This window comes from Pseudomonas fluorescens group sp. PF-1 (genome assembly GCF_054481335.1).
In genome coordinates, this window is the sequence record NZ_JBTMNG010000001.1 from 833935 (window position 1) to 849289 (window position 15355).

Annotated in this window: 18 protein-coding genes, 1 pseudogene and 1 riboswitch; of the genes and pseudogenes, 9 read left to right on the forward strand and 10 right to left on the reverse strand. The window is 60.1% G+C overall.

Features of this window, described 5'->3' with window-relative positions; translation table 11 throughout:
• Positions 1-80 precede the first annotated feature (80 nt).
• Both ACX3YD_RS04025 and ACX3YD_RS04030 read left to right on the forward strand, forming a co-directional pair.
• Entirely contained in the window at positions 81-566 is a 486-nt protein-coding gene (locus tag ACX3YD_RS04025; protein WP_090465012.1) for a hypothetical protein, read from the forward strand.
• A gap of 63 nt (positions 567-629) precedes the next feature.
• The gene (locus tag ACX3YD_RS04030) at positions 630-917 is read left to right on the forward strand and encodes a PA4642 family protein (protein WP_090465008.1); all 288 of its coding nucleotides are present in this window, start codon (positions 630-632) and stop codon (positions 915-917) included.
• 103 nt (positions 918-1020) lie between these two features.
• Here ACX3YD_RS04030 and mqo read toward each other — a convergent pair whose 3' ends face one another.
• On the reverse strand, positions 1021-2529 hold the full coding sequence (gene mqo, locus ACX3YD_RS04035; RefSeq protein WP_103405131.1) for a malate dehydrogenase (quinone): 1509 nt from the start codon (positions 2527-2529) through the stop codon (positions 1021-1023).
• 739 nt (positions 2530-3268) lie between these two features.
• Positions 3269-3502 carry a hypothetical protein gene (locus ACX3YD_RS04040; RefSeq protein ID WP_047533099.1) on the reverse strand — a complete coding sequence of 78 codons (234 nt, stop codon included), beginning with the start codon at positions 3500-3502 and terminating at the stop codon, positions 3269-3271.
• Positions 3503-3706: 204 nt separating this feature from the next.
• On the opposite strand from ACX3YD_RS04040, the gene ACX3YD_RS04045 reads away from it, so the two are divergent.
• Complete coding sequence (locus ACX3YD_RS04045; protein ID WP_090325093.1) at positions 3707-4291, forward strand: YajG family lipoprotein; 585 nt, start codon at positions 3707-3709, stop codon at positions 4289-4291.
• A 124-nt stretch (positions 4292-4415) separates the two neighbouring features.
• On the opposite strand, the gene ACX3YD_RS04050 is transcribed toward ACX3YD_RS04045, so the two are convergent.
• Positions 4416-4622, reverse strand: coding sequence for a hypothetical protein (locus ACX3YD_RS04050; protein ID WP_047533094.1), 207 nt, complete (start codon positions 4620-4622; stop codon positions 4416-4418).
• Positions 4623-4813: 191 nt separating this feature from the next.
• On the opposite strand from ACX3YD_RS04050, the gene ACX3YD_RS04055 reads away from it, so the two are divergent.
• Positions 4814-5098 (forward strand): hypothetical protein, encoded by a 285-nt coding sequence (locus tag ACX3YD_RS04055; RefSeq protein WP_458959314.1) that lies wholly within the window; start codon positions 4814-4816, stop codon positions 5096-5098.
• A gap of 80 nt (positions 5099-5178) precedes the next feature.
• Here ACX3YD_RS04055 and ACX3YD_RS04060 read toward each other — a convergent pair whose 3' ends face one another.
• Positions 5179-6342: a 1-acyl-sn-glycerol-3-phosphate acyltransferase gene (locus ACX3YD_RS04060; RefSeq protein ID WP_177329333.1), complete on the reverse strand. Its 1164-nt coding sequence runs from the start codon at positions 6340-6342 to the stop codon at positions 5179-5181.
• 141 nt (positions 6343-6483) lie between these two features.
• Here ACX3YD_RS04060 and ACX3YD_RS04065 point away from each other — a divergent pair, with 141 nt between their 5' ends.
• From ACX3YD_RS04065 to ACX3YD_RS04075, 3 genes are read left to right on the forward strand one after another with little or no spacing between them, the layout of a single operon-like run.
• Positions 6484-6666 carry a CPXCG motif-containing cysteine-rich protein gene (locus ACX3YD_RS04065; protein WP_047533087.1) on the forward strand — a complete coding sequence of 61 codons (183 nt, stop codon included), beginning with the start codon at positions 6484-6486 and terminating at the stop codon, positions 6664-6666.
• Positions 6667-6675: 9 nt separating this feature from the next.
• A complete protein-coding gene (locus ACX3YD_RS04070; protein ID WP_103405134.1) occupies positions 6676-6936 on the forward strand; it encodes a putative signal transducing protein in 261 nt (86 codons plus the stop codon).
• 35 nt (positions 6937-6971) lie between these two features.
• Positions 6972-7595, forward strand: coding sequence for an SOS response-associated peptidase (locus tag ACX3YD_RS04075; RefSeq protein WP_047533082.1), 624 nt, complete (start codon positions 6972-6974; stop codon positions 7593-7595).
• Between the two features lie 112 nt (positions 7596-7707).
• Here the strand turns inward: ACX3YD_RS04075 and ACX3YD_RS04080 are convergent, their stop codons facing one another.
• On the reverse strand, positions 7708-8550 hold the full coding sequence (locus ACX3YD_RS04080; protein WP_458946224.1) for a methyl-accepting chemotaxis protein: 843 nt from the start codon (positions 8548-8550) through the stop codon (positions 7708-7710).
• Positions 8551-8562: 12 nt separating this feature from the next.
• Positions 8563-9849, reverse strand: a pseudogene (locus tag ACX3YD_RS04085) (methyl-accepting chemotaxis protein); the annotation flags it as partial.
• Positions 9850-10110: 261 nt separating this feature from the next.
• On the opposite strand from ACX3YD_RS04085, the gene ACX3YD_RS04090 reads away from it, so the two are divergent.
• Positions 10111-10929, forward strand: a complete 819-nt coding sequence (locus ACX3YD_RS04090) for a M48 family metallopeptidase (protein ID WP_103405136.1) — start codon at positions 10111-10113, stop codon at positions 10927-10929.
• Positions 10930-10985: 56 nt separating this feature from the next.
• Here the strand turns inward: ACX3YD_RS04090 and ACX3YD_RS04095 are convergent, their stop codons facing one another.
• The 3 genes from ACX3YD_RS04095 to ACX3YD_RS04105 all read right to left on the reverse strand — a co-directional run bounded on the left by ACX3YD_RS04095 (position 10986) and on the right by ACX3YD_RS04105 (position 13823).
• On the reverse strand, positions 10986-11570 hold the full coding sequence (locus ACX3YD_RS04095; protein ID WP_047533074.1) for a TMEM165/GDT1 family protein: 585 nt from the start codon (positions 11568-11570) through the stop codon (positions 10986-10988).
• Between the two features lie 89 nt (positions 11571-11659).
• Positions 11660-11785, reverse strand: a riboswitch (yybP-ykoY riboswitch).
• A 40-nt stretch (positions 11786-11825) separates the two neighbouring features.
• Positions 11826-12824, reverse strand: a complete 999-nt coding sequence (locus tag ACX3YD_RS04100) for a class I SAM-dependent methyltransferase (RefSeq protein ID WP_130208263.1) — start codon at positions 12822-12824, stop codon at positions 11826-11828.
• Between the two features lie 33 nt (positions 12825-12857).
• Positions 12858-13823, reverse strand: coding sequence for a 2-hydroxyacid dehydrogenase (locus ACX3YD_RS04105; protein ID WP_458959315.1), 966 nt, complete (start codon positions 13821-13823; stop codon positions 12858-12860).
• A 91-nt stretch (positions 13824-13914) separates the two neighbouring features.
• On the opposite strand from ACX3YD_RS04105, the gene ACX3YD_RS04110 reads away from it, so the two are divergent.
• Positions 13915-14544, forward strand: coding sequence for a LysE family translocator (locus ACX3YD_RS04110; protein ID WP_090464985.1), 630 nt, complete (start codon positions 13915-13917; stop codon positions 14542-14544).
• A 2-nt stretch (positions 14545-14546) separates the two neighbouring features.
• Here ACX3YD_RS04110 and ACX3YD_RS04115 read toward each other — a convergent pair whose 3' ends face one another.
• Entirely contained in the window at positions 14547-15317 is a 771-nt protein-coding gene (locus tag ACX3YD_RS04115; RefSeq protein WP_103405149.1) for an AraC family transcriptional regulator, read from the reverse strand.
• Positions 15318-15355: the final 38 nt, after the last annotated feature.

Here is a 15355-nt window from a genome sequence, read left to right on the forward strand (position 1 = left end):
CGAGCCTGCAAGAGATGTGTTCAGCCCTCCAGTCCTGTTGGCTCATGCTAGAGTGCTCAGCCCCGATTCCGGAGCCTGTCATGAGCCGTTCGATCCGCTGCTGCGCCGCCCTGTTGCTGACCCTCAGCCTTCCCCTGGCCGCCGCCCCGGCGCCGATGCATGCGCAGTTCCTGCCACCGGATGACCTGACCCTGCGCGATGCCGCGCCTGAGCAGCAACAACTGATGCAGGTCACCGACTATTCAGTGGTGGTTGGTGCGCAACGCCAGTCCAACCAGCAACCGATTCCGGTCACCTCGCCGCTGTCGATCCGCCTCAAGGGCAAATCCTTGAACAAGGGCGCCACGATCAATCAGGTGCTGGTCAACTTCGACGGTGAAAGCAAAAGCCTGAAAAAACCGGCCTACGACGACAAGAGCAAGACCCTGACACTCTATTACCCCCTGGCTCATTACCGGGTGGTGATGGACTTGCTACGCAATGACACGGTGTATTGCCAGTTCCTCAGTTATGCCAATGGCCATATCTGGGCCGATCTTCACACTGGCAGTGTTCGTCCGCGTTGAGTGCCGGGCCCGCGCAGGGGTAAACTGCCCGCCCCGTGAAATGTCTGCGAGCTGGAGTCGGCAATGCGTAAAGATAAGAAACAAGTGATTGGTGACGAGATCGGCGATGAGCAGATCAAGTTGTTCCTCGATTTCGAACCGGTCGACGCCACTTCGCCTTCGTTGCACAAACTGGTCAAGGCTTATCGTGGCCTGCGTATCGATGATTTCGAGCGTTTTCTGACGTTCTTCGTCGAGGCCGGTCTGGACCTGAACGGCAAGGACGAGCACGGCAATGATTTTGTCGCCCTGATCAAGGATCAGCGCAACGCAGCGGATTACATCGAGCTGATCGAGAAAGCGCGCGGCTGATTTGTAGCGAAGGAGCAAGCTCCGTCGCTACAACGATAGGTTGACCGCCCATAAAAAAACGCCCCGCTCTCAATGAGAACGGGGCGTTTTTTGTGTGGCTCAATCAAGCGTAGCTTTCGGTTTCGCTGCTTGCTTCAACCAGTTCCAGCGCGACGTTGTTCTGCGCGTTGATCTTGCGATACAGCGCAGCGTCGGTTTCCAGGACTTTCTCACGGGCCGGGAAGATTTCTGCCAGTTTGGCAGCCCATTCGCCCTTGGCTTTGCCCGGGAAGCATTTTTCGATCAGCTCGATCATGATCGAAACGGTCACCGAGGCACCCGGCGAGGCGCCGAGCAGCGCGGCCAGGGAACCGTCCTTGGCGGCGACCAGTTCGGTGCCGAATTGCAGGACGCCACCTTTCTTCGGGTCTTTCTTGATGATCTGTACCCGTTGGCCAGCCACTTCCAGGCGCCAGTCTTCGGCTTTCGCCTCCGGGTAGAAGCGGCGCAGGGATTCCAGACGCTGTTCCATCGATTGCATCACTTCGCTGACCAGGTACTTGGTCAGGTCCATGTTGTTTTTTGCCACGGCGAGCATCGGGCCGATGTTGCCGGCGCGAACCGACATCGGCAGGTCCATGAAGGAACCGTGCTTGAGGAACTTGGTGGTGAAACCGGCATAAGGTCCGAACAGCAGGGACTTCTTGCCATCGACGACCCGGGTGTCCAGGTGCGGTACGGACATCGGTGGCGAACCCACGGCAGCCTGGCTGTAGACCTTGGCCTGGTGATGCTTGACCACTTCCGGGTTGTCACAACGCAGCCATTGGCCACTGATCGGGAAGCCGCCGAAGCCTTTGCTCTCTTCGATGCCCGAAGCTTGCAGCAGTGGCAACGCCGCGCCGCCAGCACCGAGGAAAACGAATTTGGCATCGACATCACGGGAACTGCCGCTGTTGACGTCCTTGATGCTGACGGTCCAGCCGCCGTTATTGCGCTTCAGGCCGGTCACACGCTTGCAGTACTTGACCTGGGCATCGGGTGCGCTGGTCAGGTGCTTGAGCAACTGGTTGGTCAGGGCGCCGAAGTTGACGTCGGTGCCATTGATCACGCGGGTGGCGGCGAGGGTTTCGCCAGGGTCGCGGCCAGGCATCATCAATGGCATCCACTCTGCCATTTTAGCCTTGTCTTCGGTGTATTCCATGCTGGCGAAGGCGTGGTGCTTGCTCAGCACCTTGAAGCGTTCCTTGAGGAACGACACACCACTTTCACCCTGCACGAAGCTCAGGTGTGGAACCGGGCTGATGAATGATTTGCATGAGCCGAACGTGCCTTTCTTGGTCAGGTACGACCAGAATTGCTTCGACACCTCGAACTGGGTGTTGATGTGCACGGCCTTCTTGATGTCGACGGTGCCATCGGCAGCCTGGGGCGTGTAGTTCAACTCGCACAGGCCAGCGTGACCGGTGCCGGCGTTGTTCCAGGGGTTGGAACTCTCCGCAGCACCGGAATCCATCAGCTCGACGACTTCCAGCTTGATCGCGGGGTCGAGCTCTTTGAGCAGTACCGCGAGGGTGGCACTCATGATGCCGGCCCCAACCAGTACTACGTCGACTGCTTCGTTATGCGCCATTTAACGCGTCTCCAAAATCTGCAGCACCAAATTGACGGCATGGCTGCCAGGCGTTCCGGGGCGTGTCAGTGATGCCCCAGGTACTCATGGCCAGGATCGCCATGTCCGAATCTTCGCAATTTTTCGCAACTTCGACGGACGCTACCTGCCGGGCCTATGAGCCATATGAACTCATTTCAGCGCGCGGGAGGCAATTCGACTTATGGTCGATACATCCGTTTGTGCAACCAAATCCGTAGCGGACAGGCTTCAGGCTCCGGTGTTCGAGGAGTACTCGATCCTGTGTCGTTGGGCTGTTGTAGACGCTAATGGTGCATGTTCAGACGCAAAACTATTCATTTGCTCGCCACACTCTTGTGAAGTTGTGAAAACCCGTTTTTTTCACGCTCTTTTGAAGACGTGAACCTCAAAAAAGGGCTGTCCCAGCCTGGCACCGTGCCCGGATGGCTTGCCGCCAGGGAAACCATGGCAGGCAAAACGGGCAAACAGCTCAGTGACCGAGCGTAATGACAGCTCTACAGATTCGCGGTAAGTGGAGGTTTTGCCGAAGAAAACAGCAAGCGCGCCAGCTTCACTCGATCTGTGTGGGCGGCTCTCTGTGGGCGGTGCGGGGTGCCAATACCTGGGCATTGACGATGCTGCGAGGCCCGATCAGGAGACGTCCTTATAATCGGGGGGAGATTGTATCTAAGAAATGCAGGGAAATGGTCGTGTTTAATGACTTTTATTAGGCGTCTGGTCAGGTCGTTAGCAGATGTTGCACCCGCGAACGGGATTGATGCTGACTGATGCGGGCGCCAGCGGGCAGAGGTCGGTGCAACCAGTTGAGGCGAATTTCTTCGATTTCGACCCAGCCATCGCCCATCGGTTGAAGGCTGCATTGCTTGAATGCCTGGCAATGGCCCTTGCTGTCGAGCAGGGCAAAGCTGCGGTGGCGCGGACGTGGGGTGAACAGCGAAACGAGAAAGCGCATGGCGGATTACCTTTTGGGTGGTTACCGACAAAGGTGGCAGCCAGTCGTGACACACAAGTGAATGGCGGATGAAAAATGTGTGACAGGAACCGCGTGGGCGAGGGTGTGTCAGAGATTTCAGTAATCGTTGCATGACCCTAGTTAGCCGCAGTGGCGCACCGCTATACTGCCGGCCTGTTTGTGCCTGATTCTGGAGAGAAGAGCATGTTGCAACGCCTGTTGTTCGGTTTGATCACTGTGACCAGCTTGACGCTGGTCGGCTGCGCCCACAGTCCGCAACAACTGAGCCCGGAACCCAAGCTCACCGCTCAACTGGCGCCGGTGGGCCACGGTCAGCCGGTGGTGGTGCGTGTGGTGGACGGCCGTCCGTCGCCGACCCTGGGCACCCGTGGTGGCCTGTACCCGGAAACCAGCGCGATTACCGTGCAAGGCCAGCAGATCCTGCCGAAGTTGCAGGCTCAGGCCGAAGCCGCCGTGCGCCTGCTGGGCTTCACCCCGACAGCCAACGCGATGAATGCGCCACAACTGACCGTGACCCTGACCGAGCTGAAGTATCAGTCGCCCAAAGAAGGCATGTATGTGACCGAGGCGACCATCGGTGCGACCTTCCGCTCCGATGTGCAGAACGCCAATCGTCGCTACAGCGGTCGTTATGGTTCATCCCTGGACCAGCGTTTCGGCATGGCGCCGAACCAGGAAACCAACACCAAACTGGTTAGCGACGTGTTGAGCGATGCCTTGACCCGACTGTTCAAGGACCCGACCGTGGGGCAGATTCTCGGCGAGTAATGCGAGCCCCTGTAGGAGCGAGCCCGCTCGCGATGGACTTGAGGACGCCGCGGGGGCATCAGATACCCCGCGTAATCGTTAACGACCATCGCGAGCAGGCTCGCTCCTACAGGGGGACGTCGTATCAAGCTGCTTGCGAGTAAAAATCCAGCACACTCACACCCGTCAGCAAATCCGCTTCGGGCAAGTCGGCATGTTGATGGCCGCCCAGCGCGCAATACACCAGCCAATGGCGGTCCTGAACGTTGAAGGCGAGGCTGCCGACGAGGGCTTGTTGTTCGTCGCTGTGATTGATGAGGTAGAGGCGATCCTGGTTTTCTGCGTGCAACATGACACGGTCCCTGTCGGTTTCGAGGGGCGACAGACTGACCGATACAGATGACGATGCCGTGACGCAGGGCAACCGTTGGTCAAATGCTTGTTATTTGTCGGAAAGAGCGGGCAGACGCCCAGGCTTTCGGTAGAATTCGCGCGCGGTCGTCGGTTCGGCGTCTGCCACATCTGTTTCCCCCGAGGCCCATGATGTCGCTGCATTTGATGACGCTGTTTACCGCCCATCCCGCCAAATTGATCAATCTGCTGGCCTTGCTCTTTGCTTGCCCCGGCGGATGGCTGCTGCACGCGACCCGCCGCCGCGAGCAGCGCGCGATGGCCAGCCTCGAGGCGCATAGCCAGAGCCGTCGCATCGATGAGCCCATGTTGTTTCTTGATGGCGCGACCGTGCGCATGAACCGGTTTTTCTACAGCTTCGGTTTTGCCTGCCTGGGGTTGGCGTTGCTGGTGTCGTGGATCAGCACGCGGGTCTGAAGTTGACCTGAACCCTGTGTGGGTTGATCAGAAAAAACAAACGGCGCCCAAAGGCGCCGTTGTCGTATCCGCGAACAGCTTTACAGCGGCAATCCTGCCTTCACACGGTACTGATTGCGTACCGGCGTCGCATATTGCACCACCAGGAAGGGGCGGTGCTCCTCGGGGCAGGCGTCCAGGCGCTGTTGCCATTGCTCCTGGGCCTTGGCCAGTTCGTCGGCCGGGAATATCTTGGCGGCGCTCGGTACCTGCAATTGCGGGTCGGCGTCCTTCCATTGCGCATAGGCGAGGTAGTGCACCGGGAACAGGCGATAGCCGCCGAGGATTTGCTTGTCCATTTCGACGGCCAGTTGCTTGGTGTCTTCGAACAGCTCGGTGATCGGTGCGGCAAAGTTCACATGGACCCGACCCTTGTAGCCGGTAATGCCCTTGGCGATGCTGACGTCGTCCTCGCCTGGCACTTTGGTGTAGCTGCCGGTGGTGGCTCGGATATAAAGCTCACGGGCCTTGGCCAGGTCGCACGGGTCGTATTCGTAGCTGATCGACACCGGCGTGAGGTTCAGCGAGCGAATGACTTCGCCAAATGGCTCGTCCTTGCGGCTCATGTGGAACATCTTGAGGATGGCCGACTCGGTACGGTCGTCGCCGTCCTTGGCCCGGCCCTCGGCCTGGGCGATCCAGATCGAGGCGCAATCGTTGCGGATCGAATGATTGATGTACGCGGAGAGCAGTTGGTACGCCGCCATCTTCTCGCGGCGACCGCTGATCGAGCGGTGCACGATGAAGCTCTTGTTCAGGCGCATCAGGTCGCTGACGAAGGGCTTTTGCAGCAGGTTGTCGCCAATGGCGATGCGTGGCGTCGGCAGGCCGGCGTGGTACACGGCGTAGTTGACGAAAGCCGGGTCCATCACGATGTCGCGGTGGTTGGCGATGAACACGTAGGCGCTGCCGGACTTGAACTGCTCGACGCCGGTGTACGTCACACCGTCCGTGGCCCTCTCGATGGTGTGGTCGACATACACCTCGACTTTGTCCTGCAACGAGGCGACCGAATTGACGCCGGCGAACTCACGACGCAGCCGATGAGCTATAAGAGGTTTGAGCGCCCAGCCTAAAGCGCCAGCGAAACGCGGGAAGCGGAAGTGGGTGAGGATATCTAGAAACGCCTTGTCGCCGAGCAACCGTGCCAGCACCGCTGGGACTTCGCTGTCGTCGTAAGGTCGGATGGCATCGAATTCGCCCATCATGCTCTCTTGTTGGAAACGGCTAGGGTAAGTAAAGGTTTTGATCGAAAACCGACGGGGCACGGTCTGAAAAGTAGTCAGACAAAAATAGCCCTGCAAATAGACCGGCGATTATACGCACAAGTCACCTGGGAGACCGCGATGCTGGAAACCGAGCATTATCAATGTCCGTATTGTGGTGAAGTTTGCGAGGCGGTTCTGGACTTGTCTGGCGGTGATCAGCAGTACATTGAGGACTGTCCCGTGTGTTGTCGGCCGATTGTGTTCACGCTGCAAACCGATGGTCAGGAATGGATGCTCGACGTGCATGGCGAAAACGAGTGAGAGCCCTTTATGCAGCGCATCTACGAACCGGAAAACCTGATGGAAGGCGAGTTGCTGCAAAGCATGCTGGCCAGTGAGGGCATCGAGGCGCATCTGGTCGGTCGGGATCTGGTGGGCGGCGCCGGCGAACTGCCGATCTTCGGCCTGCTGGGATTGGCGGTGGAGAACGATCAGGCGCAATACGCCCGGGAGCTGATCACCGCGTACAATGCCGCGCTGCCGCTGTCCGGCGATGAACCGGACAGTTTTCCCGGCACGCTGGTCTGTTAGGCTGGCGTTCGTTTGATCAAGAGTCGTGTTGCCCCATGTGTGGACGTTATGCCCTGTTTCGCTGGAATCCCGCCTTTGCGGCCTTGCCCGGTTTTCCCGCCGATCAGCAGGCGCAGTGGAACATTTCCCCCAATGATTCGGTGTTGATGCTGCGTGCCGGTGCGGACGGTCAGCGCGAGTTGGCCCGTGCCCGTTGGGGCCTGACGCCGCCCTGGCTGACCGATCTGTCGCGCACCCCGGCCCACGCCCGCGCCGAAACCGTTGCCGAACAACCGATGTTTCGCCAGGCCTTGCGCGAACGTCGCTGCCTGTTGCCGGCCAACGGTTTCTACGAATGGCGCGGCACCACGCGCAAACGCCCGTACTGGTTGACGCCAGGGGAGGGCTCATCGTTGTTTTTCGCGGCCATCTGGGAGGCGTATCCGGTGCAGGAACAGGTGTGGTTGAGTACGGCCGTGATTACCCAGCCGGCCGCCAGTCAGCGCCGACCGTTGATTCTCGATGCGGCGGCGCAGGACATCTGGCTCGATCCCGAAACGCCATTGCATGCCTTGCAGGCATTGCTGGCCAGCGAGCCCGCCGCCTTGCGCGAACGGGTACTGGCGAACATGGTCAATGATCCGAAGCTCAATGGGCCGGAGTGTTTGACGCCGGGTTGAGTTCTTGGGCGACTGGACCGTCCCCATCGCTGGCAAGCCAGCTCCCACAGTGGATTTGTGAACACCACAGGTCTGTGTGGGAGCTGGCTTGCCAGCGATGAGGGCCCTCGAATCAAACCCTGAACTGATTGATCAACCGCCGCTGCTGTTCGGCCAGCTTGGTCAGATCCGCACTGGCCGCGCTCGATTCATCCGCGCCGCCGGCCACTTCATTGGCCACTTGGCCGATGTTGATCACGTTCCGGTTGATGTCGTCGGCCACCGCACTTTGCTCCTCGGCGGCGCTGGCGATCTGGGTGTTCATGTCATTGATTACCGACACCGCTTTGGTGATGGTTTCCAGCGCCTCCGCCGCTTTTGCCGCGTGTTGCACGCTTTCGTCCGTGCGATTCTGGCTATCTTCCATCACCCGCACCACATCCCGCGTGCCTTGTTGCAACTGCTGGATCATGGTCTGGATTTCTTCCGTGGCTTTCTGGGTCTTCTGCGCCAGATTGCGCACTTCGTCAGCCACCACCGCAAAACCGCGCCCCTGTTCACCGGCCCGTGCCGCCTCAATGGCGGCGTTCAAGGCCAGCAGGTTGGTCTGCTCGGCGATCCCGCGAATGGCGGTGAGGATTGCGTTGATGTTCTCGCTGTCCTTGGCCAGGGTCTGTACGACACCGACCGCGCGCCCGATTTCCAGCGCCAGTGCGCCGATGGAGGTCGAGGTGTCGCGGACGATTTGCATGCCCTGGCTGGCAGCCTGATCCGCGTGGCTGGCGGCTTGTGCAGCCTGGGTCGCATTGCGCGCCACGTCCTGGGCGGTGGCGGTCATTTCGTGCACCGCCGTGGCAACCTGGTCAATCTCGGCCATCTGCTTGTGCACCCCGGTGTTGGTGCGAATGGCGATGTCGGCGGTGTGTTCCGACGAATCGCTGACGCTCTGCACCGAAGCCACCACCTGAGTGATCATCGCCTGCAACTTGGCCAGGAAGGTGTTGAAGCCCTTGGCGATCGAACCCAGTTCGTCGGCACGGTCGCTGGTCAGGCGGCGGGTCAGGTCGCCTTCGCCCTGGGCGATGTCGTCGAGCATGGCGACCATTTGCTTGAGTGGGCGAGCAATGCCGTGGCCCACCAGCCAGATCACCAGCAAGCCGATGCCGGCAATCAACAGGCCGACCATGGCCATGCCGAAGGTGTCGGATTTGCGTTGGGTGTTGAGGTCAGCCTGAAGCTTTTGCAGATCGGCCATCACCGCGTCCAACGGCAGTTGCAGCATCAGGGTCCAGCGCGCGTCGGTCTGGCCGATGCCGAAGGGCAGGTACAGCTCGATCCGGCCCTGGTTTTTGTCGACGGTATAGGTGACTTCGCCGCGCTTGAGATTGGCCATGTTGGCGATCTGCTTGCTGTCGAGGATGTCGCTGACCTTTTCGCCGAACTTGGTCGAGTCCTTGGTATAGGCGACGATTCGGCCGTTGCCGCCGATCAGGGCCATTTCACCGGCACCGCTGTAGAGCTTCTGGTTGGCGCCCAGGAGCATCTCCTGAATGAAGTTCACCGACAGGTCAGCGCCGACGATGCCCTGGAACGCACCGTTGAGCATGATCGGTTCGATAAAGGAGGCGAGCATGACGATCTTGTCGCCGACCTTGTAGGGCGCCGGATCAATCACGCAGGATTTTTTGGTTTCCTTCGAGCACAGGTAGTACTCGCTGGCGCGCACGCCGGTGGACAGGGTTTTCTGGTCGTCGACGTCCACCAGTTTGTCGAGGCCGAGGCTGCCGTCCTCGTTGCGGAACCACCACGGCAGGAAGCGCCCGTTGGCGGGGTCGATGCCGACGACTTTGGTCCCGATGTAGGCCGCATCGTTGTGATCCAGTGCGTCCTTTTCCCAGCCGATGTAGGTGCCGAGGATTTTCGGGTTCCTGGCGACGTTTTCCTTGATCAGGCCGATCAACTGCTCACGGCTGAGGCTCAGCGAAGGCTGGCCATCGGCACCCGGCGTACCGATGAGTGCATTGACCCGCACCAGTCCGCCGGCGATCAGCAGTGGCGCTTCGAGTTCACGCTGAATCTGGCTGGCCTGGGTTTGCGCCAGCGACGTCAAGCGTTGTTCGATCACCTGCTCGAATTGCGCCTGGGTCCGCTCCTGGACCATGTCTTGCGTCCGTGCCCCGGAAAACAGTGCATAAACAACCAGTGCTGCCACGACACTTAGAACAATGGCGCCGGCAAGGGCTGCCACGGAAAACTGGATTGACTTGAATTTCATGGGGGCTCCGCACGGGAAAAGACGACTGCGGTGGTGTATCGGCAGGGAGTCGATCAGGCATTAGCAGACGTGGACGAAATGACTGTTTTGGCGTGTTCGAGGTCGTAAATGAACCATGAGCGGTCGTGGCGTGCATCGGTTTGTGAATTTTTTCCTGCAGCGGTGAGCGCTTTGCAAGAAATCAGCGTCTTACATCAGTTGTATCTGGCGTCGATACATTTGCGCGCATAGGATACGGGCATGTTTTTACGGAGTTTTTTGATGAACAAGACATGGGTGTTGTGTGGGCTGAGCGCGAGTCTGCTGCTTGCCGGCTGTCAGTCGGTCAACACGACCAGTGGTGGGGCCGTAGGTGTTGAACGCAAGCAATACATGTTCAGCATGTTGTCCACCGATGAGGTTAATCAGATGTACGCCCAGTCTTATCAAAAGACGGTAGGCGAGGCGAGCACTCAGGGTGTGCTGGACAAGACCAGTAACGATGCCAAGCGGATTCAGGCGATCTCCGATCGACTAATTGCCCAGGCTCCGGTGTTTCGTCCGGATTCGGCCCAGTGGAAGTGGGAAGTCAATCTGATCAAGAGCGATGAGCTCAACGCCAACTGCGGACCGGGTGGCAAGATCATTTTCTACACGGGCCTGATGGACAGCCTGAAACTGACCGACGACGAAATCGCCGCCATCCTCGGCCATGAAATCGCCCACGCCCTGCGCGAGCACGGTCGCGAGGCGATGTCCAAGGCCTATGGCATCGAAATGGCCAAGCAGGGCGCCGGTGCCTTGCTCGGATTGAGCCAGGACAGCCTGGCACTGGCCGACACCGTGGCCAACTACGGCATGACCTTGCCCAACAGCCGCGCCAATGAAAACGAGGCGGACTTGATTGGTCTCGAACTGGCCGCGCGCGCCGGTTACAACCCGAATGCCGCGATCACCCTGTGGAACAAGATGAGCAAGGCTTCGGAAGGTGCCCCACCGGAGTTCATGAGCACCCACCCGGCTTCGTCGAGTCGTATTGCGTCGTTGCAGGCGGCCATCCCGAAAGTCATGCCGCTTTACGAGCAGGCCAAGAAGTCCTGATCTTGCGGCAGTGATGATGTGGCGAGGGGGCAAGCCCCCTCGCCACAGGGTTGTGGTCAAACCCAGCCGCTGCTCTGCATCGCCTTGTACACCGCCACGATGGCGAGGATGAAAAAGGCCGAAGCCGCCAGCCGGCGAATCAGTGTCAGTGGCAATTTTTCAGCGGCAAAGTTACCCGCCAGAACCACGGGTACGTTGGCAATCAACATGCCCAGCGTGGTGCCGATAATCACCAGCCACAGCTCCGGATATTGCGCGGCGAGCATCACCGTCGCGATCTGAGTCTTGTCGCCGATTTCGGCGAGGAAGAACGCAATCAACGTGGTCAGGAACGGTCCGAACTTGCGGGCGGTGCTGGCTTCGTCGTCATCCATCTTGTCCGGCACGAGGGTCCACAGCGCAGTGGCGGTGAAGCTCGCCGCGAGAATCCAGTGCAGCATCGTATTCGAGAAGAAACTTCCCACCCAGGCGCCTACCGCGCCGGCTGCCGCGTGGTTGGCCAGGGTCGCGGCGATGATCCCGGCGATGATTGGCCAGGGTTTGCGGAAGCGAGCGGCGAGAATGAGCGCGAGCAGTTGCGTCTTGTCGCCGATTTCGGCCAAGGCAACGATTGCGGTAGGTACGAGTAGTGAATCCAGCATCAGGGGTTTTCCTAAGGGGCGGGTCGACACGGCTATGACACGTACAGCCTTCCCGCCCCGGGTAAGGTGTTCGTGTCATAGGTCTTGTCAAACCCCGGCGATCCATCTGATGTGGACGCTTGGGTCGCATACGCCATGGTCTGAGGACCAAGTATGTTGACGCATGCCGGACGAGCGTGGCGCTCGTGGGAGACTACTCCCCTAGGACGGAGCGGATTCTGCCTAGGCAAAATCCATTCGGCAAGCAGAAATTTCTTATCCGCGTTTGGCCCGGTAGATTCTGAAGCCCTGTCCCTCGGCCTTGATCGCGCACACGCCCAGATGCTCTTCGATCAGTGGCTGATACTTCAGGAAACTGTTCGCCACCAAGCGCAGTTCGCCGCCGTTTTTCAGATGTTTGGCGGCTTTTCGCAGCAAGTTCTCGGTGGCGAAGTAGTCGGTATGGACGCCGACGTGGAACGGCGGGTTACTCAGAATCGCACTCAAACCCATAGGCGCGGCGTCGATGCCGTCACCGGTTATGACGTCTGCTTCCAGACCGTTGGCAGCCAGGGTCAAGCGACTGCTGGCGGCGGCGAACGCATCCACGTCCAGCAAAGTGACCTGGTTGTGCGGGTAGCGACGTTTGACCGCCGCCCCCAGCACACCGGCGCCGCAGCCGAAATCCAGCAAATGGCCGCTCGGCAGTTTGTCCAGATGCTCCAGCAACAGCGCGCTGCCGCGATCCAGGCGACCATGGCTGAACACGCCCGGCAGGCTGATGACCTTGAGCGGGCCTTCCGCCAGCGGCAATTCGTATTCCTGGGCCAGGCTTTCCAGCGGTTTGGCTGCCGGTGCATTGACCACGGTGACTTGCCAGAGCTGGCAATGCCGCGCGCTGTCGAGCTTGCGTGGCTTGCCGAACGGGTTAAGTTGCTTGGCCGCCCCCTCGATACCGCTTTTTTTCTCGCCGACCAGAAACACCTCACGACCTTCCAGGCGCGAAGCCACGGCGTTGAGGATGTAGTCGGTCAGGTCCTTGGACTTGGGCAGGAACACCACCGCGCTGTCGAACTCGCGCTGCGGGACATTCACGCCAAAATGGCTGCGCTCGGCAAAGCGCGCATCCAGGGCCGCCTGGTCGCCGGCATGCCAGCACCAGCCGTGAGCGGCCGGCAGGCGACCGAGCAAGTCGTCGGCGGGCAAACCGGCCAGCAGCACCGAACCCTGGAATAACTCGGCCTGACGAAGCAGTACTTCACTGCGCGGATCCATAACTGCTCCTGTGGAAAAAAGTGCCGCAGTTTATCAACTGACGACCCGCAGCGCCTTACCGCTGAAGTACGCCAGAGCGTTTTCCGTGACTTGACCCACGATTCGTTGCCGCGCTTCGCGACTGCCCCAGGCGTTATGCGGGGTGACGATCAGTCGCGGGATGTCGTGGGCCAGCAGCGGATTGCCATGGGTCGGCGGTTCGACGCTCAAAACATCGGTGGCGGCGCCGCCCAGATGGCCGTTGCGCAAGGCATCGGCCAACGCCTGCTCGTCGATCAGGCCGCCACGGGCGGTGTTGACCACGAAAGCGCCGGGTTTCATCGAGGCCAGTTCGCGGGCGCCGATGAAATGGCGGGTGTGTTCGTTGAGCGGGCAGTGCAGGGTCAGCGCGTCGATCTGCGGCAGCAGTTCTTCCAGCGGCAAGCGATCCGGGCGGGCAGGGCGGCCTGGAATCTGACCCAACAGCACGCGCATGCCAAAGGCTTCGGCCAGGCGCGCGACGGCGCCGCCGAGTTCGCCGTGACCGAGCAAACCGAGGGTTTTGCCTTCCAGTTCGACGATCGGGTAGTCCAGCAGGCAGAACTGTTTGGCCTGTTGCCAGCGGCCTTCACCGACAGCTTTCTGATAATCAGCCAGACGTGTGGCCAGGTTGAGCAACAACATGAGGGTGTGCTGGGCCACCGAAGGCGTGCCGTAGCCCTGGCAGTTGCAGACGGTAATCCCGTGGGCGCGGGCGGCAGCGAGATCGACGTTGTTGGTACCGGTCGCCGTGATGAGGATCAGCTTCAGCTCGGGGCTGGCGGCCATGGCGGCGGCGTCGATCTGGATTTTATTGGTGATGGCGACAGTGGCGCCCTTGAGATGCTCGATCACCTGATCCGGCAGGGTCTGGGGGTATAGCTGCAACTCGCTGAAACAATCGCGGAGCGGGCTGAGGTCGAGGTCGCCCAGATCCAGGGACGGGTGGTCGAGGAAAACGGCGCGGCGAATGTTCGTCATCAACTGTACCTTTTGTGCAATGAACTGAAGGCGTAATCTGCGAGCCTACCAGATGAAACAACCAGTTACGCTTGTCCAAAAAGGAGCCTTCATGTACTGGACGGAGTTCTTGACCGTTGCCCTGATTCACCTGCTGGCCGTGGCCAGCCCCGGCCCGGACTTTGCCGTGGTGGTGCGTGAGAGTGTGACCCACGGTCGTCGTGCCGGGACCTGGACGGCACTCGGTGTCGGCACCGCGATTTTCCTGCACGTCGGCTATTCGCTGCTGGGCATCGGCCTGATCGTGTCGCAGTCGATCGTGCTGTTCAATGCCTTGAAATGGGCCGCTGCCGCTTACTTGCTCTACATCGGCTTCAAGGCCCTGCGGGCGCAACCGGCCAAACCGGTGGCGGATGATCTGCACAAGGAAGCGGGCGAACGCACGGCCCGTGGTGCGTTCACTTCGGGTTTCGTGACCAATGGCCTCAATCCGAAAGCCACGCTGTTTTTCCTGTCGCTGTTCACCGTCGTGATCAATCCTCACACACCGCTGATGGTGCAAGCCGGCTACGGCATTTACCTGGCCGCCGCGACCGCGACCTGGTTCTGCCTGGTGGCGATGCTGTTCAGCCAGCAACGTGTGCGTGCCGGTTTTGCCCGCATGGGACACTGGTTCGACCGCACCATGGGCGCCGTACTGATTGCAATCGGTGTGAAGCTCGCGTTTACCGAGATGCATTGATCCTACGTGGCGCCGAGTTCGCTCAGCTTGTTCAGGGTGTTCAGGTATTGCCGGGGATTTTCTCCCAGCAAACGACGGAACATCGCGCTGAACGCGCGGGCGCTGCCGTAACCCAGGTCCTGCGCCACGCTCTGCACGCTTTCCCCGGCGAGCAGGCGGGGCAGGGCTTCCATCAAGCGCAGTTGCTGGCGCCAGTCATTGAAAGTCATCTTGAGCTGTTGCTGAAACAGTCGTGCCAGCGTGCGTGAACTGGCGCCGACCTGCTGCGCCCAGTCCTCCAGCGTGTTGAGGTGATCAGGTTTTTGCAGCAGTGCCAGACAGATGCTCTGCAAGCGCCGATCCTCGGGCATGGGTATGTGCAGCGCAAGGTTTTCCAGGCTGGCCAGCTCTTGCAGCATCAGTTGCTGAATCAGAGGATTTTCAGCGTGCTGCGGGCCTTGCACTGCCCGCACGATCAGCTCGCGCAGCAGCGGCGTGACCGCCAGTACACAGCACTGCTGCAGGTTCGCCGGCGACAGTTCGGCGTCGATGAAGAGCGAGCGCATGCGCACCTCCCCGGACATGAAAATCTCATGTTCCACCCCTGGCGGAATCCACACGGCGCGGGTCGGTGGAATGATCCACGCACCCTGCGCCGTCACCACTCGCATCATCCCGCACACGGCATACAGTAACTGCGCTTCGCGATGTCGATGAAGTTCCTGGTGTGCGCCATCCACGTAATCTCGCGGATAGGCACTGACCGGCCCGTGCTGGAAATGGCTGATTAACATGTCAGATCCGATGACTTTGTTGTCAGGAATGCGCTTTT